Below are 24,606 nucleotides of genomic sequence, written 5' to 3'. Positions count from 1 at the left end.
TAAAACTTACTTTAGCCAGCTTGAAGTTATTTGATATTACTTTTTCTCGGCAGTCTGATCTCATGATCCTGCGGATACGGTGCGCGAAAAGTCATGCTAACATCTTCTTTTATTTTTTCCTGAGTCTCATATCGTTTATCTTCATCATGCGAATATCTGGGATCGGGTATGAATGGCATTTTTGCCATTTTTGTGACAGTAATGGTAGGAAAATGAAAATCAACCTCCACGGTTCCCAGGAGCAGATAGCATCCCCCACCCTGAAATGGGTATTTTTCCAGGCAGTCCGGAAAGTGCGCCGTATCAAAATAGTTTCCTTCAACATCTATCCAGGTTCCAAAAAACATGGTTCCTCTTTTGGTAGGCACATGTTTCCTTGCGATCAGATATGCCAACATCTTAACCTCCCTTTTATGGTATTTTACCAGATCACTAGCCATTATCTGCCCTTTATATTTTGTCTGTAAAAGGTCGAAAGGAGTACAGGAAACCGGGAAACTCAGTATTTCGATTTCATCAAAAGCATCTTCAAAGACATTTCGTTTCAGTTCCGGAAGCTTAAAATCCTTTACAGGTGTATCAAACAATGTCTGCAACCGGTGCTCTGGTTTAAATTCACCTAGTAATACTCTGGCTTTTAACAACAGCTCATTTTTGGGTATTCCCGTAAATCTAAAGGCTCCGATAAATATTAAGATCTGGAGTGTTTCAATACCTACAGGAATTCTTTTAATGAAATCTTCCATTGACAAATAATCCCCAGATTTCCTTCTTTCTTCCGGAATCAATTGGGCTATTTTAGATTCAACTTTTTCCAGAAGCATTAATCCCAAATAAATATTATCACCATAAATCGTTGTTTCATATTCACTTTTATTAACACATGGATTAAGTATTTTTCCCCCGGACATTTTAGCCTCATGCACATATACTTCAGTCCTGTAAAAGCCTCCCATATTATTGATGGCTGAAACCATGAACTCCAAAGGATAATAAACTTTAAGATAAAGACTTTGGTAGCTTTCAACAGCATATGATGCAGAATGCGCTTTACAGAAAGAATATCCGGCAAAAGATTCTATCTGCCTGTAAACTTCCCTGCTTAATTCTTCAGAATGGCCCAGTTCTCTACATGATTCGAAGAAATGATTTTTTACTTTCTGTAAGTCTTCCAGTGATCTGTACTTACCACTCATAGCTCTTCTGAGAATGTCTCCATCTGCAGCAGACAATCCTCCGAAATGTAAAGCAATTTTTATTACATCTTCCTGGTAAACCATTATCCCGTATGTTTCTCCCAGTTCCTCTTCAAATACTTTATGAAAATACTCAAATTGATTCGGATTGTTATGCCTGAAAATATATTCCCTCATCATTCCGGATTGCGCCACTCCAGGACGTATAATTGATGATGCCGCTACCAGTACTTTGTAATTATCACACTTCAGCCTTCTCAGCAGTCCCCGCATTGCCGGTGACTCAATATAGAAGCAGCCAATGGTCCGGCCCTGGCTTAAAAACTCATTACAGATCTTTTCATCCTTTGAAAGTGCAGTATCCTTAATATCTACTTTAATACCCCGTTTTTCTTCAATGAGCCTAACTGTGTCCTTAATGGTACCGAGCCCACGCTGTGAAAGAATATCGAGCTTTTCAAATCCAAGTTCTTCTGCCATATACATATCCCATTGTACAATCGGAAATCCTTTAGGAGGCATTTCCAGTGCGGTGAAGTTTGTTAATGGTTCCTCAGAAATTAAAATACCACAAGCGTGCATACTTCGCTGGTTGGGAAATTTCTCCAGCAGTTTTCCGTATTTTTGAACTTTCTGTACGATTTCGTCTCTGAAAACGCTTTCAGGATTTTTACTCAGTTCGTCCAACTCTTCTTTCGGTAATCCGAACGCTTTTCCAACTTCCCGTATAATCGAACGGTATTTGAACTCAACATTTGTCCCGCAGAATGCTACGTAGTCTTTTCCATATCGGTTAAAAATGTAATCCAATATAATATCCCGTTTCTGCCAGCTCCAATCAATATCAAAATCTGGTGGACTTTTCCTGTTTAAATTAAGAAACCTCTCAAAATATAAATCGAGTTCTAATGGGCATATGTCTGTAATTCCAATACAATAGGCTACAATACTGTTTGCTCCACTACCACGGCCAACATGCATAAATCCCATACTATTACTGTATTGGATAATATCCCAGGTTATAAGAAAGTAACCACTGAAATCAAGTTCATCGATGACCTTCAATTCTTTTTCAACCCGCAACTTAGCCTGCTCATTTTTCCTTCCATATCTTTTTTCTAAACCGGCATAGGCTAAACGGGTTAACAGTTTTAAATCATCTGCTTTTGTACCGGTGTAATGCTTTTTATTTCGAGGGGTAGAAAACGCAAAATCAAAGCTACATTGAGACAGAAGCCTTTTAGTATTTTCAATTATTTGAGGATAGTACTTAAATTCATCCAGTAAAGATTGTGGAGATTTAAAATACTCTGATTTATGACAGATTTCATTCTCTGGCAATAGCGACAACAAAGTATTATTGTCAATGGCCCTTAAGATGCGATGTAAATTGTATTCTTTTTTTGTTCCAAAAGTTACCGGCTGCAGGATTACCATTTTTGAAATGAGATTCCTGTATTCTGACCGGATCAGTAGATTTAATTCCTCCTGTCTTATTCCTATATATTCATTTTCCTTTAGCCCTTCCGGATTATTTTGTAAAGAATAAATGATAAAGTTATGATCCAGATTTGGTCTTTCCGGTAACTCGGTGCCATCACAGTTATATTCGGTCAGCATCTTGTTTACTTCTCCTAAACCGGCAAATTCTTTTGCAATGGCAATATATAAAAGCTTACTCCCTTTTCTGACTTCTATGCCTGCTACTGGTTTAATTCCTTGTGATTCGCATTTCTTTTTGAATTCATACACCCCGGTAATTGTGTTGATATCTGTAAGTACAAGCTCATTGATTCCCAATGCTGATGCTTGAGAAACAAGGTCATCTATAGATAGTGTTCCATATCTTAAACTATGATATGAATGACAATTCAAATACATATGTGAGCATTAATGTGTAAAATCAAACCCAACTGCTCTACCGACAGCAGCACTTCCAAATCTATTCTTAATATTGTCCATAGCCTGGTAAAGGCTCATCAGTTCCGCAGTATCTTCAAATAAATTCATTTGATAGCTTCCATGTACTAAATCTGTGAACCTTAATCCTACCAGCCTCAACCGCATACGTCTTGAATAAACTTTATCAAATAATTCCAAGGCAACCCTGGAAAGCGTGTGATCTGCAGAAGTATATGCAACACGACATTGCTTCGTTTCCGTATCAAAATTGGCATATCTGATCTTAATAACCACAGTAGACGTCAGCCATTTTTCTTGACGCAGTTGGTGAGCCAGCTGCTCAGCCATCCCTGAAATCAACCTTTTCACTTCATTAATATCCGTAGTATCACTGCTGAATGTTCTTTCTTTTGAAATAGATTTTCTTTCTGAATATGGCACTACAGGCGTTTCATCAATTCCGTTTGCTTTCCTCCATAGATCAGTGCCATTTTTACCAATCATTTGCTGCAGAACTTCAACAGGTATTTCAGAAAGCGTACCGATAGTCCTTATTCCCACTCTGGAAAGAAGTCTAAAAGTAGCATCGCCAACCATCGGCATTTTCTTTATGGGAAGCGGGTTTAAAAATGAATGAACTCCAATGGAAGGTATTTCACGATGTCCATGTGGTTTAGATTCTCCGGTTCCTATTTTGCTGACGGTCTTATTTATGGAAAGAGCATAGCTGATGGGAAGACCTGTTTCCTTTTCAATTGTTGCCCCCAGTTCATTTGTCCATTTATAAGCGCCGAAAAACTTGTCCATTCCGGTTAGGTCTAAGTAGAATTCATCGATGGATGATTTCTCCATAACCGGAGCTTTCTCTTCGATAATTTCCGTTACAGTATGTGACATTTTAGAGTACAATTCCATATCTCCTTTGACTACTTTAGCTTGGGGACAAAGCCTCAAAGCCATACGCATTGGCATGGCAGAACGCACGCCAAATTTCCGGGCTTCGTAGGAACATGAAGACACAACTCCCCTATCTCCACCGCCTATTATCAGGGGTAATCCGTCGAGTTCAGAGTTCACAAGCCTCTCGCAGGATACGAAAAAAGTATCCAGGTCCATATGTACAATTGACCGTTCCATTTTACAAAATTAGATATATTTTTAATCAATTACGACAATATATATTGATATATTTTGTATCAATTTTAATACAACAAAACAAAACCCTTTATATGTCAGAACTTGACGCAATAAAAAGTTATCCACAAAAAGTAATATAATAAAAAAACCTCCTGGGAAATTAGGAGGTTGAATACATATCATCCGATATTGAAGTAATCGAACACTTAAATATATAAAATATTTCATTATTTAGTGATGCATTAAGAAATTTAGCACAATCCCTTTATTCATAGTACTTACAGACAAAAACACCTCTCAGAAAGAGAGGGGTATACAGACTGATTAGTTCATAAATAAACCACAAACGAGTCAAAAATAAAAAAACTTCATCAAAAAATGAAGTTTAAAGTGTGTGATTAAGTATAGATAAATGATGTGGTGTTGTGTAGGTTTCATTTTTAAAAACCTGCATTAACACCAACAATACACATGCCACTATCATCACTGTTTAATGAAAAGTTGTTTTTTGTGGTATCTTTTTTTTAAAAATCTGACAACCGAACAAGTATATTAATAACCCACCTTGTTAACATTTTATCTTAAAACATCAAAAAACTCCTGCAGGAGGTGATTCTGTAAATCAGTAGAAACTTGTATTATACAAACATAAAAAATCCCCAGCCATAGCCAGGGACATTAAAAAAACTTTCTGTACTTGTTGTTATTTAAAACTCCGTAAATATACGGACTGGCTGTAGTAATAACTCTACGGGAAACCGTAATTGAGCATATTACTTATTTGTAATTAGCATAAAATAAAATCTTCCAAATCTATTCCTACTATTGTCCATAGCCTGGTAAAGGCTCATCAGTTCTGCAATATCTTCAAATAAATTCATTTGATAGCTTCCGTGTACTCAATCTGTGAACCTTAATCCTACCAGCCTCAACCGAATACGTCCTGAATAAATTTTATCAAATAATTCTAAGGCAATCCTGAAAAGCTATCCACAAAAAAATCCCCGGATTTCTCCGGGGATAAAACTAATAACCATGAACTCAAAAAAATATGAGTTGTATCTTAATATACGATGAATTATAGAATTCAGATTTAAATATCAAATAAAAACCTCCCGGGCAAACAGGAGGTATAAAAACTTATGTTAAAAATTTTATTAACAGTTCAAAATTAATAATTCTCTATTAAATGATTTATGATCATGGTCATAAAAAACTTCTGGCAGCAATTATCCACCTTCTTTACCCCAAAACTACTCAAAACAGAGAACAATTGTACTACAGAAACTGATCTATTAAAAATCCACAAAAAAACCTCCCAACACATCAGGAGGTAAAAAAATGTCTCTTTTCAAACAATTTTAATTATCGTTTTCAAATATAATACCTCCGTATTTTTACGGTTATGATTGTAGTCATAACTCTACGGAAAACCGTAAGGACTAAGTGTTAATTATTTGTACATTCGAAGTTAAAAACATAACCATTATGACATCAATAGGATTTAGAGTTCGATCTAATAACAAAATATACTATAGTATAGAAGAAGAAGATCCTGATAACAACCTAACTTATCGAGATATTTCTATATTGCACGTACCTCAATCTTTAAATTGGCCTGAAGCTCTTAATTTCACTCGCAACACGATAATTGATATTATTAATCTTTATGAAGTTAAAAAAGCAGTAATTAAAATTAATGAATATGGGAGCACATATGACAAACTAATGATTCAGAGAACTTATATCGAAGGTGTATTACAGGAAGCAATAGCTAACTCGTCGGTAGAAAAGAATAAAGCTGGACAAATTTCTGACATTTACCATCTCTTAGATATACAAAAGGAGGATTTTAAATTATACGCGAGAGGTGAACTTAATTTCATTAATTTTCCTACAGAAATTGGATGGGGCAATTTATCACTTGAAGAAAGAGAATCAATACTTGCAGCAAATGCTGCTTTAAAACTATAACTACATGTTTACAAATTCAATTCTTAATTTTACTTTAGGGGCTCAGATTGGAAATGGGGGTGAAGCAACAGTCTTCCTAGCAACAGACCATCAGTTAAATGCGGAGATTGTTATTAAAAAGATACCTCAAACCAATTTTACTGATAAGGATTTATTTTTTGAAGAATCAAAAAAAATATACCTCACCAATCATCACAATATTGTTAAAATCATGTATGGATCACAAGATGCAGACTTCGTATATTTAGCAATGCCATATTACCCAAAAGGTTCTTTAAAGTCAATAATTGATGGTAGATACCTTACTTCTAGAGAGATCATAAGGTATTCGTTACAATTTTTATCCGGGCTGAATAATATACACTCGAAAGGGCTTATGCACTTTGATGTAAAGTTGGAAAATATATTGGTGGATCAGTCAGACAAGGCATTAATATCTGATTTTGGATTAGCAGAGTATATGGGCGTTTATGGATTTGCAACTGTAAATGGAACAACTCCCGTATATGCACCACCTGAGCTATTTAGCCAGGCTAATCACAACTTAAAGTTTGATATATACCAAGCGGGAATTGCCATCTATAGAATGTGTAATGGTGACATTGAATTCATAAACCAAATGAACAATGCTTTCTTATCAAGAGGTGTTCGCAATGACAATAACTTTATAAATAATATAACAAGGGAAAGATTTCCTGATAGATCTAATTATTTACCGCATATTCCAAAGCCTTTAAGAAATGTAATTAAAAAATGTCTAAAAGCAAATCCTGCTGAAAGATATGATTCTGTAATTGATATATTAAATGATCTTAGTAAAATTGATATAGCAACGGATTGGCAATATGTAAAAATAGATACTAATTATGAACAGTGGACCAAACCAAATTGCATTGTAACATGCAACTATGTTAACAATAAATTTTCAATCCAATCGTTAAAAAATAATAGACGAAAAACCGTATATTGCAAAACATTAGACAGTAAAAACGAGGCATATAATTTGCTATATACATGTTTACATGATCCTAATTGGAATGACTCCTAAAAAAATTACATACAACCCTAAAACTAGAAAATCAATTTCTAACCCTTATAGTGATGTGTCTTATGACAAATTACTAAAGCAAGCTAATGTAACTACATTTAATGGCAATTTTGAAATTGAGCAACTGCCAAATGGCAGAATAAAGGTTCATAAGAAAAATAGCAGAAATAAATGATAATACTCTCCAATGATTTGGGGAGTATTAAATTTATAATCTTAATTTACCTTTCCTAAAATATTCACAGGCCCATAAAGAAGACATTCCCATAATGGATTTTTAGTACTTTCCCCTTTCCAATATTTTTCTGCAAATATCATAGCACCCGGTATAGATCCTAATAGTAACAAGTTCATATCTGCTTTAAAATAATTTTCACAGGACACTTTATAAATATCTCCACAACCATTACAATTTTCTAGCTTAAACCTAATCGCATCTTCAAATGTCTCCCAAGCATATGTAGATGTAAATCTAGATGGGTTAGAAGGAAATTTCAATAGCCGAATAAGCTCAAAAATAATCTCTATCGCATGATAATTTGATACATATGAATGGTGGTATTGATCATAAACGTGATCAATGCTTCCATATAAGTACTGCATGCCGTGTCTTGATATTCCGTGTGGGTATAAGTTATCAATAACAGCAAGAGCATCACTTTGAGAAAATATATCAACCACTTCGATTAAATCTATGTTAATATCCTCTTTTTTTGATAATTTAAATTGTTTAATATTTGAAATATCATCTCTGGATACTGTGTAAAATTCTGGCATATAAGTTTATAATTTAAAGAACAAAAATACACCTATTTACGACAAGCGTTTTATGGTTTACCGTAAAGAACATATCCGACTCTGCCTTTCTTCTCGGATTAACCAGTTTCGGATTTCTAACTTTATTAATTGTTTGATAAGAAAAAAACAGAATATGTAACCTCCATTATTCCACGTCTAGAAACAATCACGTCAACCTGATTTTAAGCCGGGCTACTTAAAAACAAATTATACCACAGAATCTTCCACAAAAAAAACCTCCCGAATCACTGGGAGGTCATACTGTAATTTGTCAGAAATATGAAATTTTCAATGGGCCAAATTTAGTAAGCACTTATATCATAGGTATATGATTTCAATCATAAGCCCATCTATTTCTCATACCATCATTTTGCTGTTTTGCCATTATCGTCAATAATGGAGATTTATATTTAAGCTCTTGCTGTAATTTTAATTTCTACTTTCTGGCCCGGCAAAGCCAGGTCAGTCACTCCAACAATAGTGCTGGCAACAATACAGGATTCACCATAAAATTCTTTTCCCAAAGTCTGTCGGTTTGCAAACCCTTCCTGCATATCCGTTACGTAGATCACTTCCTCCGTGATATGACTGGCATTTAACCCATATTCACTTAGTAATTTACCTATATTCTGATACGTCTGCCTGAATTGATTTTCCATTCCCTCTGCAAGATTCCCTTCCATATCATGTCCCAGTTGTCCTGAGATCCAGACCAAATCACCGCTTTTCACAGATTGTACATATCCGTATACCTTTTCCCAAGGCATATCAAAGGTTTTGAATTCTTTAGTATTCATAATTTATTTTATTATTACCATACTTTATATTCAACAAATACGCACAAAATTTCAAGTAATTAATTATCAGAAATTTACAAAATATATCGTTTTGTAAACAAATACGAAATACCGTAGTTTTATATGTGCATTATATAATATCCGGAGTTAAGAGTTCATATCAGATAATTCGCCAGGGCCCGGTAAAATTTTTATTGATTACATTATGCTAATGCTTTCTTGTACTCAGATAAGGCTCTTTCACGGGCAAAGGTATGTTCTACTATAGGTGAAGGATATTCAGGGGTATTCCATTCAGGAAGCCATTTTTTAATATACTGCAGGTCTTTATCAAATTTTTCAGTCTGAGTTGTCGGATTAAAAACTCTGAAATAAGGAGCGGCATCACAACCGCTTCCTGCCGCCCACTGCCAGTTTCCGTTATTGGCTGCAAGGTCATAGTCATTCAGCTTTGAAGCAAAATAGGCTTCGCCCCACCTCCAGTCTATCAGCAGATGTTTACATAAAAAACTGGCCACAATCATCCTCACGCGGTTATGCATATATCCTGTCTGGTTAAGCTCTCTCATCCCGGCATCTACTATGGGATATCCTGTTGTTCCTTCGCACCAGTGCCTGAATTCTTTTTCGTTATTCCGCCATTGAATATCATCATACCTTTCTTTAAAAGACTGATGAACAACTCGCGGAAAATGATATAAAATCTGCATAAAGAACTCACGCCAGATCAGTTCCGAAAGCCAGACGGCATTATGCTTCAATGCAAAAGCCACACATTTTCTGATGCTGATGGTTCCAAAACGCAAAGCAATCCCCAGCTGTGTTGTATGTTGTAATGCCGGATAATCACGGTATTGGTCATAATCATCAATAATGGAAGCATCCAGAACAGGCTTTGAAAATTTAAAATCTGTTTTTTTGAAACCAATTTCCTTTGACGTCAGGATATCAGAGTATTCCTGTGAAAAGAGGTTTTTAAAATTTAATTCAACAGCCTGATAATGTTCAGGCGTTAATAACTCACGCCACTTCTTTGCATAGGGTGTGTACACCGTGTATGGAGTGCCGTCTTTTTTAACAATCTGGTCTTTATCAAAAATTACCTGGTCTTTACAGGCTTTAAAAGGAATTTTCTTTTCAGTAAAAAAATAATAGATTTCCTTGTCTCTTTCAATCGCCTGCGGCTCATAATCACGGTTACAGAATACACTTTCAATATCATATTCTTCAGACAATTTTCTGAATATTTCTATAGGTTTGCCATAGTAGGTATTGAGCTTTGAATGGTATTTTTTTAATGAAATATTGATATCCGTCAAAGCCTGATGGATATAATCAACCCTTCGGTCTTCTTTATCTTCCAGTTTTCCGAGAATATCGGTATCAAATATAAAAACAGGCATTACCGGAGCATCTGATTGAAGTGCATGGTGAAGTCCGATATTGTCTTCCAGCCTTAAATCACGTCTCAGCCAGAACAGGGTGATTTTACTTTTCATGATTTTTAAAATTCAAACTACTTCTTTTATTCTTTTGTACAGAATGTTTTTTATAACGAAGATAAAGATACTGATTATCATATGAAATTTTAAGCCTCAACATAAATAAGCTTTATCATTACCCATTTATTTGATAATATCCATTAAAATTTACGACCTTTATCGGAATTTTAATTGAAAAACCTCACAGCAATGGAAGAATTTGAAGTACCGGTAACTTATAAAGGACAGGACCTGCTTTTCAACGGAAAGCTTGCTACTTTCTCTTATGGTTATAAACTGTATGTGGATGTTGATGGAACCGAAGTTGTTATTGAGCGTGACGACCAGGGTGACTTAAGAGCTCTTCTTCCAGATACCGCTTCAGAAAAAAATATAGATAAAGGGCTTATAGAAGCGATTGTTGAAGTTTTTAAAGGACTCCAGGTTTTATAGAAACAAGCCAGGAAATAATTCAGCCTCTGAAAAAAATTTCATTGCAAGGCTAAAAAAATCTGATTAGCTTTATTTTCAGAATTAATTCACTGTTTACATTTAATATACTGTGATATGAGAAAATTAACTTTTCTTTTTCTGATGATACCCATTCATTTGCTTCATGCACAGCAAAGCAATGTAAAACAATTCATAATTACCCGGTAAAGTGATGACATAGTTCTCTTTAAACAAAATAGCTGAAACCGATATAAAGCTAACTTATATTATTTTGAAGGGAAAATCCTTTTCAAAGAACTTAGTTATTTTAAATTTTTCCTGTATTTTCCCGGAGTTACTCCCTTATGTTTTTTAAAAAGTTTGGAAAGATGGCTTTCGTCACTGAACTGGAGTTCATAGGCAATTTCACTTAATCGCACACTGCTGTATTTCAAATAGGTCTCTACCAGCTTCAGTCTATAGTCCAGCAGATAATCCTGATAGGAAATTCCGGTCTGCTGCTTAAAATATTCCCCGAAATAGTTCCCTGAAATTCCAAAATGATCAGCAATAACATGAATTCCTGTTTTCTCACGGTCTTTTATATGCTGCTGAATATAAGCGATGATTTTCATGATGGAAAATGCTTTCCGGTTTTCCTGAAGGTCTGAAGTTTCACTCTGAAGGATATTCCGGGCAATAAGATTCAGAAGGATCGACATGCAATTTCGGATAATAAGATAGTCATCAGCTTTGTTTTTAAACTCATTGGCAATCTGCAGAACAAGGGTTTCCGCAAACTGTTCATCATTTTTATTCCTGAAAACACAGCCAGCCCTTGCGTGATAATTATGGCTGATGTATTGCAGTTTATACAAATTTTCACAGCTCTCAATCCGGTCTGCTTCCAACCGGATTCTGTCAATAAACTCAACCGGACACTGAATACTAATCAGGCGGGATCCTCCACTTTGAAAACAATATACTTCCTGCTGCGGGATAATGAAAAGCTTACCCTGAGAGAAAGTAATACTACGTTCATCATACCTAAGTGTACCCCTCCCTCTGACAACATAAACAAACGAAAGAAAAGTTTTTGTTTTAAACATGATCTCTTCTCCTTTTAATTCTATGTCTTTTACATCAATCTCTTCAAGCGGAAGCCCTTTCATATTATACCCTATTTTCCTCCAAAAGTACAATTTTAACAGAATATTTAGCGGGTATTTTTGTATAAAAAATTATGAATGTAAATCCAAAACGGTGGCAGGCGCTCAACTTTCTGATCATAGGAGCCTTTCTTTCGCCACTGGATTATTTTATTGTCAATATGGCCCTGCCTTCTATAAAAAAAGCGTTCAGCGCCAGTGATCATGAGCTCCAGATGGTTATTGCCATTTACGGCCTTACCTATGCAGCACTTGTGGTTTGCGGAGGACGGCTGGGTGATATTTACAGCCGTAAAAAGGTATTTGTATGGGGATTGTACACTTTTTTGGGTTCATCTCTCGCCTGCGCATTTTCTCCTGATATTACATGGCTGATTGCATTCAGAATGTTTCAGGGTATCGGGGCTTCACTGCTTGCCCCCCAGGTATTGGCTTCTATAAAAGATCTTTTCAACAGTCAGGAACAGCCTAAGGCTGTAAATCTTTTCAGTTCAGTATTCGGGCTTGCTTCAGTTATCGGACAATTGCTTGGCGGAGCGCTTTTAAGCATGCATTGGGGAAATTTTTCATGGGAAATGGTATTTCTTGTGAATGTACCAATCACGGTTATCTGTATTATTGGCATTCATTTTACAATGGATAACAGTAACAAAAAAGAACAAACAGGGATTGATTTTATAGGCGCTTTACTGTTAATTCTCGCTTTGCTTATGCTCATCTGCCCTCTTATTTTCGGACAGAAATATGAATGGGTCTGGTGGATTTTCGGGATTCTTTTTTCTGGGATCTTATTATTTATTTTATTCTTAAGATATGAAAGAAAAAAACTTCAGAAAAATCATCCGGTGCTGATAGATCCGGCATTGTTACAGCAGAAACCTTTTGCATTAAGCCTTCTGATTATTTTCTTCTACAATTTCACCGCGGGTTTATTTATATGCTATCCTTACTATCTTCAGCAATTTCTTCATCAAAACTCAATGCAGGCAGGACTCGCTATAGTTCCCTATGGATTGGCTTTTTTCCTGGCCCCTTTAGTGAGTTCCCGGATAAAAATGACACCTGTAAAAATGATCAATGCAGGATTGGGATTGTTAATAATAGGTTTTGTAGGAAGTGCAGCAGCTTTTTATTTTCAGCAAAAACCATCTTTTATCACCCATACGACCCTGTTCATAGCCGGATTTGGTCATGGTACGGTGATGCCCGTCATGATGCGGACAGCCATCTCTTTGGTTTCCAGGGACAAAGCCGGGCAGGCTTCAGGACTCGTCAGCATAGGAATCCAGATTGGAAGTGTTACAGGAGGAGCCATTATTGGCACTTTATTTTTCAATCTGATAAAAGTCATGGGCTTCACAGAAGCATTTACTGTCGCCATAGGAATGATTGGCATTTTTCAGTGTATTGGAATATGGGCAGGAAATAGATTAAGAAAAATTTTGATTCAACATACAGATTAATTCAAAAAATACAATACATTTAAATATGAACAATACAGAAAAAATTATCATGGAAATTATAGAATTCCATCAGAATATTGAGAAATGGTTCCAGGGCAAAACAGAAAACCGGGAAAATCTTCACAGAAAACTATTGTCAGGATTCTCACCGGAATTCAGAATGATCAATGGAAATGGTGACACAGTCACTTTATCCATGCTATCCGACTGGCTTCCAACTGTATTCGGTAAATTTCCGCAACGTACCATTCACGTAGAAAATATAGAAGTAAATCATTCTGAACATCATGGACTTGCTACCTACACGGAAACCCAGGTTACGGGAGTAACTGTTACCAGAAGAGCATCATCAGCCGTTTTTCTGCTGCATGAAGAAAAAGCCCTTTGGCTTCATCTTATAGAACGATGGATATAGAATTTCATAGCTGTAAAAATTAAACAGCCCTGATTATCCGCGATAAACAGGGCTGCATACCTTTAATGGCAGAGTTCTTCTGTTATTCAGCCCATGGGGAATGTAAAATACAGTCACAGAAATTTTTCCTTTTAAAATTCGGAATCATGAAAGCACATACATCCGCTTTTATATTTCCAAAAGTGGTTTCTGTTTTATGCTCAAAGCCACTGAAAAAAGTGGGAATAATTTTCTTTTTGAAATCATTCCTTGGAAAAATTTTAATAATCTCTTCCCGATGCTCGTCACTCAGATTTTCATACCCTTCTCCCATCACATCAAGACCTACTCCCGAGTACATTAAAGCTACTTCATTTTCTTTGTGTTCTGCAATTCCGATAGTGGTATGAAGGGCAATGGTGTCCCATACCAGCTGAAGTTTATCCTGAGCAATACCATGACCTTTTAAGAAATCTCTTGCAGCATTGGCACCATCAACTTCAAATCTGAGATCAGGGCTGCTGTAATGGGGAACAAGCCCAAGATCATGAAATACAGAGGCTACATACAACAGCTCTGAATCATGAGTCTTATTTTCCCGCTTTGCATTTAATGAAGAGAATAAAAAAACACGTAAAGAGTGATTATAGATAAATTCTGTACCGTGCTCCAATAAAAGTTCTGTAGCTTCTGTAGCGATTTTACTGTCTGGAATTATTATTCCTGCAACTTCTTTCATACGATTTACTGACATAGTTTTAAATAATTTTATCCAAAGGTATCCTGATTACTGGTCCCGGGGAATATCAATACATACTGATGACATGTCAGAATTTCAAATCTATTTTATACTTTGGTATGAATGAAAATGCTGCGGTAGTTTGCAGGAGATATGTCTGTGTTTTTTTTAAAAAAGTGACTGAACTGTTCAGAAGTAGTAAAATTAAGCTGATAAGCAATCTCTTTTACCGTATATGAACTGAATTGTAAAAGTCTTTTGGCTTCCGCTATAATCTGCCCGTTAATAATTTCTTTTGCACTTTTATGGCTGCAACGCTTACAGAGCTCACTAAGTCTTCGCGATGTAATATTCAATCTGTCAGCATAGTCACTGACGGCATGAAGGGTATGAAACCGGCTACTCAGAAGTTCCATAAATTTGCGATAGATAATATAATCCTGACTATCAAAAGTTATCTCTTTCACAATTTTCACATTGGCCAGCTTGATCATAATAATCTTTAAATAAGCTGCCAGCACATCCATCTGATTGGTATAGGAATCTGCTTTGTATTCTGTAAATAAAATTTTAAACAGGTTCAAAAATTCCTCTTTTTCAGTGTGATCTGGTTCTAACCTTTGATTTGCCGAAGCATTATTAAACAAAACAGCTTTACAATTGCTGGCACTGGAAGGAACTTTCTCCCAAAAGCAATCTCCAAAAGAAATATGATAGCCTCGTACAGACAAGTCGTTTTTAAATTTGCAGACCTGTCCCTTGGAAAGCAAAAAAATTTCCTGTCCTGATATTTCAAAAGAATGCTGATCTACCATAAACATCCCTCTGCCACTTTCTATCATAATAATATGATGATAACTGAGCCTTACGAAATCCCCCGAATAGAGCAGCTGATCATGTAACCGTTTTACAGAAAAAGAATGCTCAATAGAAGGTTCCGATAATATTTCTGAAGCCAGTTTCATAGAATGATTTTTTGATAAAGATAAAAGTTTTGCCTATAATTTGAACTGCAAGTTTACCCAACTTTATCAAAACAGAGCATGTCAGAAAACCTGTAACACATGCCAGAATTTACCAAGGTTAATTCTTATTTCTGAATACTTTCATCTGCCCGGCCATTACAGCCAGCAAAATTCCAAAACAGGCGAAAAGAGCATATGAATATCTGAGATCAAAACTTCCGGCAATATACCCGATAAGAGGCGGTCCTATTAAAAATCCTAAAAATGAAATACTGGAGACAAAAGACAATGCTATACTCGGCGCTACCGTACTCACCTTTCCTACCGTACTATAAACAGAGGGAACACTCAGGGAACTTCCAAGCCCGATGATCATAAAAGCAATGATACAAATCCAGAGCTCCGGGAAGAAAACACTAAGAAAAAGTCCTCCGCTCATCAGCAACCCGCAACATTGCAGAACAATCTTTTTCCCATATTTCTCAATAATTCTGTTTCCGATAAACCTACCTAAAGTCATCATTAAAATAAAACTCGTATACCCCAGTATAACAAGGTTTTCAGGTGCTTTAACTATAGTCTGGAAATAAACTCCACTCCAGTCAAACATAGCGCCTTCAATCGCCATACTCAGGAAGCCTATAATTCCCAGCCCAACCAGTGTTGGATTTACGGATTTAAAGATTGAACGGGTCTGCGGTTCCGCTTTATGGATAATATTGGTCAGGTTCTGTTTGCTGTATAACCATAGTATTCCTACAAGCATAAAAGTAATCATGAAATGATAGAATGTACCCACATGCAGATTAATCATCAATAAACCGAGAACTGCTCCTGTAAGCCCGGCAAAACACCATGCGCCATGATAAGATGAAAGAAGAGTTCTTTTAGTAAGAGATTCTATTTCTATTGCCTGAGTATTGATGGCTATATTACACATGTTCCCGGATACCCCGAAGAAGAACAGAACAATTGCAAGAGTCCAGTAGGAAGGTGATAACCCAATCAGTAAAAGAAAAAAAGGATATAGCAAAAAACATCTTTTAATAATCCCGCTGCTTCCGTATATACTGATCAGCTTCCCGGCCAGAACCATTGTGGAAAGCTGCCCGATCGGCATCAGAAGCAAAAGTGTCCCTAATTCTGCCTCGCTGATAGAAAGGGCATTTTTAATGATGGGAATCCGGCTGGCCCAGGAAGAAAAAACAAGTCCGTGGGCAAAGAAAAGTAAAAAGCAGGCTGTGGGCATTTTCGCATTAAAAGATTCTCTCTCATTCATTATAACAGGGTGATAAAATTCCATGGCAAAGTTAAACACACACATCAGTTAAAATATAATCCGTTTTTGTCATTTTTACGTTCCATTTTAACCAATAAAGAATAAATCACCTGACGTTTTGGTAGAATATCATTTTGCTTTTGGTTTACAGATCTTCAATTTTCATTAATTTCGTTCATAAAAATGAACCATAAAAGAGAAATGGATTCCCTATCCAACAATTTTAGAAGGAAAAACAGTTGAACTGATACCTCTTGAAAAAGAACATTTTGAAGCGTTATATGCTGCGGCTGCAGATAAAGAACTTTGGGACCTGATTCCTACAGACTGCTCAGACAGAACTATATTTTATAAAACTTATGAGTTTGCCCTTAGTGAAAGAGAAACCGGAAATCAATATCCGTTTGTAATACGTCATAAAGAAACTCAGAAACTGATAGGCTCTACTCGTTTTTTTGAAATCTATCCTTCCGATAAAAAACTGGAAATCGGATGGACGTGGATTACAAAAGAGTTCTGGGGAACAGCCATTAATCTTGAATGTAAACTATTGCTTTTAACCTTCTGTTTTGATACTCTGAAAACCAACAGAGTACAATTAAAAACAAAAGACAATAATTTCAGGTCAAGAAAAGCCATTGAAAAGATTGGTGGTGTATTCGAAGGTATCTTACGAAAAGACAAGGTATCGAGTGACGGAACTACAAGAAATGCTGCCTATTACAGTATTCTCGATGATGAATGGAATAATGCGAAGCTTACAATTGAAAAACTGATTAGGGAAAAACAATAAGTTCACTACCAATCACTAGCAGGTATGGACAAAAAAACACCCGGTATCGGAGCCGGGTAAATATCTCTAATTGAATGATTGTCTGTAACTCAACGGTGTTTTATCTGTTTTCTTTTTAAACAGTTTATTGAACGACTGCGGATGTTCAAATCCGAGTGCGTAGGCTACCTCTGATACGGAGAAACCTGTAGTAGTAAGATATTCTTTAGCCTTTTCAATCAGTTTTTCATGAATATGCTGTTGAGCATTCAGCCCGGTAAGATTACGGAGCATATCACTTAGGTAATGAGGTGATAAATTCAACGTGGAAGCCAGAAATTCAACGGTAGGAAGTCCCTTGTTCAGCGTTTCCTGCTTGTTGAAATAATCTTCCAGCACAGTATCCATTTTCGTCAGCAGATCATGATTGACAGCCTTTCTTGTAATAAACTGTCTTTTATAAAAGCGATTGCTGTAATTGAGAAGTACTTCAATATAAGAAATGATAACATCCTGGCTTACTTCATCAATCGCTGTATTCAGCTCATATCTGATGTTATCCAGAAGTCCCGTTATTGTTGTTTTTTCCTGATCAGAAAGGTGAAGCGCCTCATTGGTATCATAAGAAAAGAAACCGAAGTTCTTAATGTTTCTGGCGAGAGGATAACTTCTGATAAAATCAGGATGTACAAGTAAAGTATAGCCGGAATATTCGGCATTTTCTTCAGTTGAAAGGACCTGTCCCGGAGCCGTAAACATCATTCCTCCTTCATTGAAATCATAATATCCCTGTCCATAGCCCATTTTTCCGTTGGTAGAATATTTATACGAAATTTTATAAAAATCCAGAGTAAAACTTCTCTTCAACATCTCTTTATTGACCTTCATTTTTGTATTATCAACAAGGCTTACCAACGGATGAAGAGGTTTGGGAAGCTGCAGGATATCATGCAGTTCCGATATGGATGAAATTTTCAAAGGGACGTTGTCTTTCTTTTCCATGATATAAAGTTATAAATTATTAGAGGAAAAGACAGCATAAATGTGATTTACTTTATACTGCCTTTTAAGTTTCGGATTACATAAACTGCTTACGGAATTCTTCTCTGAAAGCTTCATCTCCTACTTCAATACGCTGTGCATATAATGCTTTTGCGTCTTCACCGGCAACGTATCTCAACTGTTTTTTACCGTCTGTAGCTGCTTCATATACCACTTCTGCAATCTGCTCCGGTGTAGAAGCAGTTTCCATCATCTCTCCCATCTTAGAAAACAGGGAATTCGTCATTTCATCATACGCCGGAGTGGATGCTGAGTCCAGGGAACGGCTTACAAAATCTGTTTTGATACCTCCCGGAGACACGGTTTTAATGTCTATACCAAATGGATTAAGCTCAAAAGCAAGGCTTTCGCTCCAGCCTTCCAGTGCCCATTTGGTTGCATGATAAGTAGAACCTAACGGAAAAGCAATCAGACCTCCAATTGAAGTGGTGGAAATAAACATTCCGTTCTTTTTCTCTCTGAAATAAGGAATAAATGCCTGGGTTACCCGGATAACTCCTAATAAATTAGTATCCAGCTGTTTTACGATCTGATCATCAGAAAGCGCTTCCAAAGGTCCTATAAGCCCATATCCTGCGTTGTTGTAAACCACATCAATGTCTCCCAGTTCAAGAGCCTGCTTAACGGTTGACTTGATCTGTTCCGGATTGGTAACGTCCAGCGGAAGTACAGTTACATTTTCCAAAGCAGCAAGATCAGCTGCTGCTTCAGGATTTCTCATGGTAGCGATTACCTTCCATCCTTTGTTTTGAAATAATTGGGCAGTTGCTTTTCCTAATCCTGTAGAAGCACCTGTTATAAAAATTGTTTTCATTTTTTTCTTGTTTTAAAATTACATGACAAAGTTCTGCATTGGAAGAAAACCGGGAGTTGCCAAAATGGGGTAAGCTGTAGCCAAAACGGATATGAAATAGATTTGTTTTTTGTAAGTTTGTTCTATCAATTTTATGGCAGAATATATTCTTGACAACGTCAATATCAGTACACTTTCCGTATACGACCTGCTGAAACATACCTCAGACAGCACATTTATCGGAATCAGGGATTTTCGGGACATCTCCCCCGTTGCCATTGAAAAAGACACCGGAATATTTACCAAACAGTCTACTTTATATGATTTTCCGATGGTAAACATTACCAGAATCGGAAGTTCATTGCTTTGCTCCTGTACCTGTAACAATGAAAAAAAGCAGCTTTGCATTCATCAGGCAGAAATTATCCATTGTATCATAGAAGATAAGAATTACAGGCTGTTTTTCGATGATATACTCCGTAAAAAGACCTTTCTTCCCAAAGCAAAAGGATATGGTCTTGAAAACGAACCGGATCTGGATCAGTATTTTGAACTGCAATATACTGATGGCAGAATTGAGATAGTTCCCAAAATCAAGGAAATGCTTCCTGTAGATGATGTCATTTTAAAAAGGGATTTGCTGCCTCAGTTTTCCTCGAAACTAGATGAACTGGCTGTTCAGGAAACGGCTAAAAAACAAATTCTGGTAATTGGCAAACACAGGTATTATAATCACCTGACCTTTTCGCTGATGGAAGCAGAAACAACACAGTCCGGAAAAATAAAAAATCCGGTTTCCCCTATCGATGCCATGGAGCTGATATGGAAAGCAGAACAACCTGCAGACATTAAGTTTTACACAGCCATTACTTCCTTTCAGAACAATTACAATGAAGATTACAATCCGGCAGAACTGGAAGCTTTAAAGCTCATTGTACAGAACCCTCTGGAACTTGAAGTCTATTATCATGACCGGGAAATCGCAGAAACGGTTTCTGCAAAATCACTTTTTAGAGTTGAATTAAACACTTTAGATGCCGAGGTACAATTATCTGTATTTAAGAAAGATCCGTTTTATGAAATAACAGGAGAATTGCAATTCAACGATGTGTCTGTCCCTTTTAAAAATGTTGTTCTCAGAAATGAATATTTTGTATATAACCGTAACATTTTCAGCTTTGTAGATGATCCGGACATGCTCAAAATCATAAGGTTTTTTAAGGCTAATAATGAGATTTTACTGGTTCATTCTTCAAAATACGAGGCATTTATGCAGAATATCCTATCAGCCATTGAAGAACGTATCCACATCAATTATAGCTATATACAGCCCGCAACGAAAGTACAGCTTGAAGATAAGAATTATCAGGTTGAAAAAGTCATTTATCTTCGCCAGCAGGAAAATTATATAGGAATTACACCGGTCATGAAATATGGTGACATAGAAGTTCCGGTATATTCAAGAAAGCAGATTTTTGATACTGATCAGAATGGCAATCCATTTAAAATAGAAAGAAACGAATCAGCAGAAGCCCGTTTTACCTCCCTGATTATGCAGCAGCATCCTGATTTTGAGGATCAGATGGATGGGTATCAGTATTTTTATCTTCACAGAGATAAGTTCCTGAATAACAATTGGTTTCTCGATGCTTTTGAGACCTGGCGAAATGAAGGTATAACGATTCTTGGATTTAACGAATTAAAAAACAATAAATTAAACGCCCACCGGGCTAAAATCAATATTCAGATCACCAGCGGACTGGATTGGTTTAATGCTAAATTAAAAGTAGGATTTGGTCCTAAGGAAGCTTCTTTACAACAACTTCACCGTGCGATCCGGAACAAGAGTAAATTCGTCCAGTTAGATGACGGCAGCATGGGAATTCTCCCTGAAGAATGGATGGAAAAGATATCCGCCTGTTTCCGGGCAGGAGAAATTGATGAAGAAATCCTGAAAATTCCTAAAATCAATTTTACGGAAGTGACATCGCTGTTCGAAAAAGAAATCCTGAGCAAAGAAATTCAGGAAGAGCTTACCTCCTATTCTGCAAAGTTTTCAAAAGTAAAGGATATTCCGGAAACAGCTATTCCTGCTGAACTGAAAGCAGAACTCAGGGATTACCAGCATGACGGGCTTAACTGGCTCAACTTTCTGGATGATTTCAACTTCGGCGGATGTCTTGCAGATGATATGGGTCTTGGAAAAACGATCCAGATCATTGCTTTCATTCTTTCCCAGAGAGAAAAAAGAGGGCATACCACCAACCTGGTTGTGGTTCCTACTTCCCTGCTGTTCAACTGGCAGGAAGAGATCAGCAGATTTGCACCATCTGTAAAGGTTCTGCTTCACTATGGTGCAGACCGGCCTAAAGCAACTGCTCATATTTCCGAATACGAAGTTGTTCTCACCACATACGGAATGCTGCTTTCAGACATTAAGTTTCTGAAAGGTTTTAATTTCAATTATGTATTTCTGGACGAATCGCAGGTTATTAAAAATCCGAATTCTGAAAGATATAAAGCCGCGCGTCTGCTTCAATCACGAAACAGGATTGTACTGACCGGTACTCCTGTGGAAAACAGTACTTTTGACCTATATAGCCAGTTGTCTTTTGCCTGTCCCGGATTGTTGGGTAGCAAGCAGTATTTTAAAGATATTTATGCCATTCCCATTGATAAGTTTGAATACAGCAAACGCGCTATGGAACTTCAGCAAAAAATAAAACCTTTCATCCTCAGAAGAACGAAGAAACAGGTTGCCAAAGAGCTTCCGGAGAAGACAGAAACAGTCATTTACTGTGAAATGAATACGGAACAGCGCAAGATTTATGATGCCTATGAAAAAGAGCTCCGTGAATTTGTTGCAGCCAATGATGACGATGACCTGAACAAAAACAGCATGCACGTTCTTACGGGACTTACAAGGCTCAGACAGATCTGTAATTCCCCTGTTTTGATGAAAGAGGGATATTCCGGTGAAAACGCCGTTAAAATTGAAATTCTGACGGAGCAGATCCTTGGAAAGTCAAAAGACCATAAAATCCTTGTTTTCTCACAGTTTGTCGGAATGCTGGATCTGATAAAAGCAGAATTGGAACAACACAATATCGGGTATGAATATTTAACAGGGCAGACGAAAGACCGGGGAGAAAAGGTAACGCATTTTCAGAACAATGAAGATATCCGGGTATTTCTTATCAGCTTAAAGGCTGGCGGCGTTGGCCTCAACCTTACCCAGGCTGATTATATTTACCTTGTAGACCCATGGTGGAATCCTGCAGCGGAAAATCAGGCCATTGACCGCAGTTACCGTATAGGACAGACCAAAAATGTAATTGCTATACGGATGATCTGTTCCAATACCGTTGAAGAAAAAATCCTTACGCTTCAGAAAAAGAAAAAGCAACTGGCTCAGAATCTGCTCACTACCGATGGAAAGAAACTTCAGGGATTGTCTAAGCAGGATCTCATGGATTTACTTGGATCCGGCTCATAATGTGCATTCTTTCATAAGCTTAAACAGAAGCCTTTACAGTTTTTTAAAAATAAAACCGACAGGTAAAAAGCCTGTCGATAAAAAAACAAAAATTGATATGGATATGATTTAGATATGATGTGTCTGTTGTATCTTCTTCCTACTGAATTATTAGGGGAAGCCTTTAAAATATTATCTTTTTTTCTTGAGACAAATTTATATTTATTTAGAATTAATAAAAATAATAAAGCAATGATATTTATCATTCATTCAAAAATAACTTCTTATAATTAAAAGAAAATACAATTTAAAACAGATTATCAGTATACTATACATAAACAGACCCATCCTGAATTTCAAGATAGGCCTGTTCTATATAATAGTAATCTAAGTATTAAACTGTTTAACCTATATTTTCAATAAGAATTGCTGAAGCGCCTCCTCCTCCATTACAGATGGCAGCTATACCGTATCTTCCTTTTTCCTGACGAAGTACATTGACAAGAGTGGTAACGATTCTTGCTCCTGAAGCGCCAATTGGATGTCCCAAAGCAACTGCCCCACCATATACATTCACTTTGCTGAGATCATAGCCGAGAATCTGCTGGTTAGATAAAATAACAGAGGAATAGGCTTCATTGATTTCGAAATAATCAATATCGGATAAAGTGAGGCCTGTCTGTTTCAGGATTTTCTGAATCGCTACAGACGGAGAAGTGGTAAACCATTCCGGAGCCTGGGCTGCATCAGCATAAGCTACGATTCTGGCCAAAGGATTCAGATGATAGCGCTCTATAGCTTCCTGAGAGCCTAACAGGATGGCTGCTGCTCCGTCGTTCAGATTACTGGAGTTGGCAGCGGTCAGTGTTCCGTCTGCTTCAAATGCAGGTTTAAGGAGAGAAATTTTCTCCGGAATCAATTTGTCAATATCTTCGTCTTTATCAACAGTTATTGTTCCTTTTTTACTTTCAATCGATATTGGGATCAGTTCATTACCAAATTTACCATTTTGGGCTGCTTCCTGCGCCCTCTGATAGGAAAACAGTGCATATTCATCAAGCTGCTGCCTTGTTAATCCATACTTTTTCACACCTAATTCTGCTGCACTTCCCATGTGAAAATCATTATAGACATCCCACAGTCCGTCCTTTATCAATCCATCAGTGAGGCTGGTATCTCCTAATTTGTTTCCCTGCCGTAGTTTTACGTAATGCGGAACATTGCTCATACTTTCCATTCCTCCTGTCATAACGATATTTTCCAATCCAAGCTGGATCTGCTGAGCCCCAATCATGGCCGCTTTCATTCCTGATGCGCAAACCTTGTTGATTGTTGTGGCGTCTTTATCAACAGGAATTCCTGCAAAAATTGCAGCCTGTCTTGCCGGCGATTGCCCAAGTCCTGCACTCAGTACATTTCCCATATATACACTGTCAATATGTTCCGGAGTAAGTCCAAGGCTTTCAAAGCTGTTCTTTATGGCAATAGCCCCAAGCTGAGGAGCTGTAAAGCCGGAAAGGCTTCCCATAAAACCACCAACAGGGGTTCGTTTTGCTGCTACAATAAATACTTCTTTCATAGATTTAAATTTTACTATATACCGATCAGTATATTTTAAATTAAAAAAAATCCCTTTTTATCTGCAAGGGAACTTAACAAAGATAATAAAAATATACCGATTGGTATATTAAAAATACAGAAAAATCTTACTTGTAAGGGTAAGATTTTAA

Annotated in this window: 19 protein-coding genes; 7 read left to right on the top strand and 12 right to left on the bottom strand. The window is 36.8% G+C overall.

Translation table 11 applies throughout. The features are described 5' to 3' along the window. Nucleotides 1-26: 26 nt before the first annotated feature. Both EL165_RS01980 and dinB read right to left on the bottom strand, forming a co-directional pair. Nucleotides 27-3,077 (bottom strand): DNA polymerase III subunit alpha, encoded by a 3,051-nt coding sequence (locus EL165_RS01980; RefSeq protein WP_002979858.1) that lies wholly within the window; start codon nt 3,075-3,077, stop codon nt 27-29. Between the two features lie 9 nt (nt 3,078-3,086). After that, a complete protein-coding gene (gene dinB / locus EL165_RS01975) occupies nt 3,087-4,235 on the bottom strand; it encodes a DNA polymerase IV (protein WP_002979859.1) in 1,149 nt (382 codons plus the stop codon). A gap of 1,488 nt (nt 4,236-5,723) precedes the next feature. Between dinB and EL165_RS01965 the strand changes: the two genes are divergently transcribed. Then, nucleotides 5,724-6,209 carry a hypothetical protein gene (locus EL165_RS01965; protein ID WP_002979860.1) on the top strand — a complete coding sequence of 162 codons (486 nt, stop codon included), beginning with the start codon at nt 5,724-5,726 and terminating at the stop codon, nt 6,207-6,209. Between the two features lie 4 nt (nt 6,210-6,213). Next, nucleotides 6,214-7,257 carry a serine/threonine-protein kinase gene (locus tag EL165_RS01960; protein WP_002979861.1) on the top strand — a complete coding sequence of 348 codons (1,044 nt, stop codon included), beginning with the start codon at nt 6,214-6,216 and terminating at the stop codon, nt 7,255-7,257. Between the two features lie 216 nt (nt 7,258-7,473). On the opposite strand, the gene EL165_RS01955 is transcribed toward EL165_RS01960, so the two are convergent. From EL165_RS01955 to EL165_RS01945, 3 genes are all read right to left on the bottom strand, one after another. Beyond that, nucleotides 7,474-8,034, bottom strand: coding sequence for a DUF2441 domain-containing protein (locus EL165_RS01955; RefSeq protein ID WP_002979863.1), 561 nt, complete (start codon nt 8,032-8,034; stop codon nt 7,474-7,476). Nucleotides 8,035-8,465: 431 nt separating this feature from the next. Further along, nucleotides 8,466-8,852 carry a Rid family hydrolase gene (locus EL165_RS01950; RefSeq protein ID WP_002979864.1) on the bottom strand — a complete coding sequence of 129 codons (387 nt, stop codon included), beginning with the start codon at nt 8,850-8,852 and terminating at the stop codon, nt 8,466-8,468. A 203-nt stretch (nt 8,853-9,055) separates the two neighbouring features. After that, complete coding sequence (locus tag EL165_RS01945) at nt 9,056-10,351, bottom strand: cryptochrome/photolyase family protein (protein WP_002979865.1); 1,296 nt, start codon at nt 10,349-10,351, stop codon at nt 9,056-9,058. 192 nt (nt 10,352-10,543) lie between these two features. Between EL165_RS01945 and EL165_RS01940 the strand changes: the two genes are divergently transcribed. Next, on the top strand, nt 10,544-10,786 hold the full coding sequence (locus EL165_RS01940; protein ID WP_002979866.1) for a hypothetical protein: 243 nt from the start codon (nt 10,544-10,546) through the stop codon (nt 10,784-10,786). Nucleotides 10,787-11,088: 302 nt separating this feature from the next. Here EL165_RS01940 and EL165_RS01935 read toward each other — a convergent pair whose 3' ends face one another. Then, complete coding sequence (locus EL165_RS01935) at nt 11,089-11,937, bottom strand: AraC family transcriptional regulator (protein WP_002979867.1); 849 nt, start codon at nt 11,935-11,937, stop codon at nt 11,089-11,091. Nucleotides 11,938-12,008: 71 nt separating this feature from the next. Here EL165_RS01935 and EL165_RS01930 point away from each other — a divergent pair, with 71 nt between their 5' ends. Beyond that, entirely contained in the window at nt 12,009-13,397 is a 1,389-nt protein-coding gene (locus tag EL165_RS01930) for an MFS transporter (RefSeq protein ID WP_002979868.1), read from the top strand. Nucleotides 13,398-13,422: 25 nt separating this feature from the next. Then, nucleotides 13,423-13,812: a hypothetical protein gene (locus tag EL165_RS01925; protein WP_002979869.1), complete on the top strand. Its 390-nt coding sequence runs from the start codon at nt 13,423-13,425 to the stop codon at nt 13,810-13,812. An 82-nt stretch (nt 13,813-13,894) separates the two neighbouring features. Here the strand turns inward: EL165_RS01925 and EL165_RS01920 are convergent, their stop codons facing one another. The 3 genes from EL165_RS01920 to EL165_RS01910 all read right to left on the bottom strand — a co-directional run bounded on the left by EL165_RS01920 (nt 13,895) and on the right by EL165_RS01910 (nt 16,774). Further along, nucleotides 13,895-14,545, bottom strand: a complete 651-nt coding sequence (locus tag EL165_RS01920) for an HD domain-containing protein (protein ID WP_041461500.1) — start codon at nt 14,543-14,545, stop codon at nt 13,895-13,897. Between the two features lie 92 nt (nt 14,546-14,637). Then, entirely contained in the window at nt 14,638-15,495 is an 858-nt protein-coding gene (locus tag EL165_RS01915; protein WP_002979871.1) for a helix-turn-helix domain-containing protein, read from the bottom strand. 118 nt (nt 15,496-15,613) lie between these two features. Further along, the gene (locus EL165_RS01910) at nt 15,614-16,774 is read right to left on the bottom strand and encodes an MFS transporter (protein WP_050791118.1); all 1,161 of its coding nucleotides are present in this window, start codon (nt 16,772-16,774) and stop codon (nt 15,614-15,616) included. 190 nt (nt 16,775-16,964) lie between these two features. On the opposite strand from EL165_RS01910, the gene EL165_RS01905 reads away from it, so the two are divergent. Beyond that, nucleotides 16,965-17,567: a GNAT family N-acetyltransferase gene (locus tag EL165_RS01905; protein WP_041461501.1), complete on the top strand. Its 603-nt coding sequence runs from the start codon at nt 16,965-16,967 to the stop codon at nt 17,565-17,567. 66 nt (nt 17,568-17,633) lie between these two features. On the opposite strand, the gene EL165_RS01900 is transcribed toward EL165_RS01905, so the two are convergent. Next, complete coding sequence (locus EL165_RS01900; RefSeq protein ID WP_002979874.1) at nt 17,634-18,548, bottom strand: helix-turn-helix domain-containing protein; 915 nt, start codon at nt 18,546-18,548, stop codon at nt 17,634-17,636. A gap of 76 nt (nt 18,549-18,624) precedes the next feature. Further along, nucleotides 18,625-19,422, bottom strand: coding sequence for an SDR family oxidoreductase (locus tag EL165_RS01895; RefSeq protein WP_002979875.1), 798 nt, complete (start codon nt 19,420-19,422; stop codon nt 18,625-18,627). Between the two features lie 133 nt (nt 19,423-19,555). Here EL165_RS01895 and EL165_RS01890 point away from each other — a divergent pair, with 133 nt between their 5' ends. Further along, nucleotides 19,556-22,897: a DEAD/DEAH box helicase gene (locus EL165_RS01890; RefSeq protein ID WP_002979876.1), complete on the top strand. Its 3,342-nt coding sequence runs from the start codon at nt 19,556-19,558 to the stop codon at nt 22,895-22,897. 382 nt (nt 22,898-23,279) lie between these two features. Here EL165_RS01890 and EL165_RS01885 read toward each other — a convergent pair whose 3' ends face one another. Continuing rightward, complete coding sequence (locus EL165_RS01885; protein ID WP_002979879.1) at nt 23,280-24,455, bottom strand: acetyl-CoA C-acyltransferase; 1,176 nt, start codon at nt 24,453-24,455, stop codon at nt 23,280-23,282. Between the last annotated feature and the right edge of the window lie 151 nt (nt 24,456-24,606).

This window comes from Chryseobacterium gleum, assembly GCF_900636535.1.
GTDB lineage: Bacteria > Bacteroidota > Bacteroidia > Flavobacteriales > Weeksellaceae > Chryseobacterium > Chryseobacterium gleum.
The sequence above is the reverse complement of the archived record's forward strand: the minus strand, read 5'-3'. Positions and strand labels throughout refer to the sequence as shown.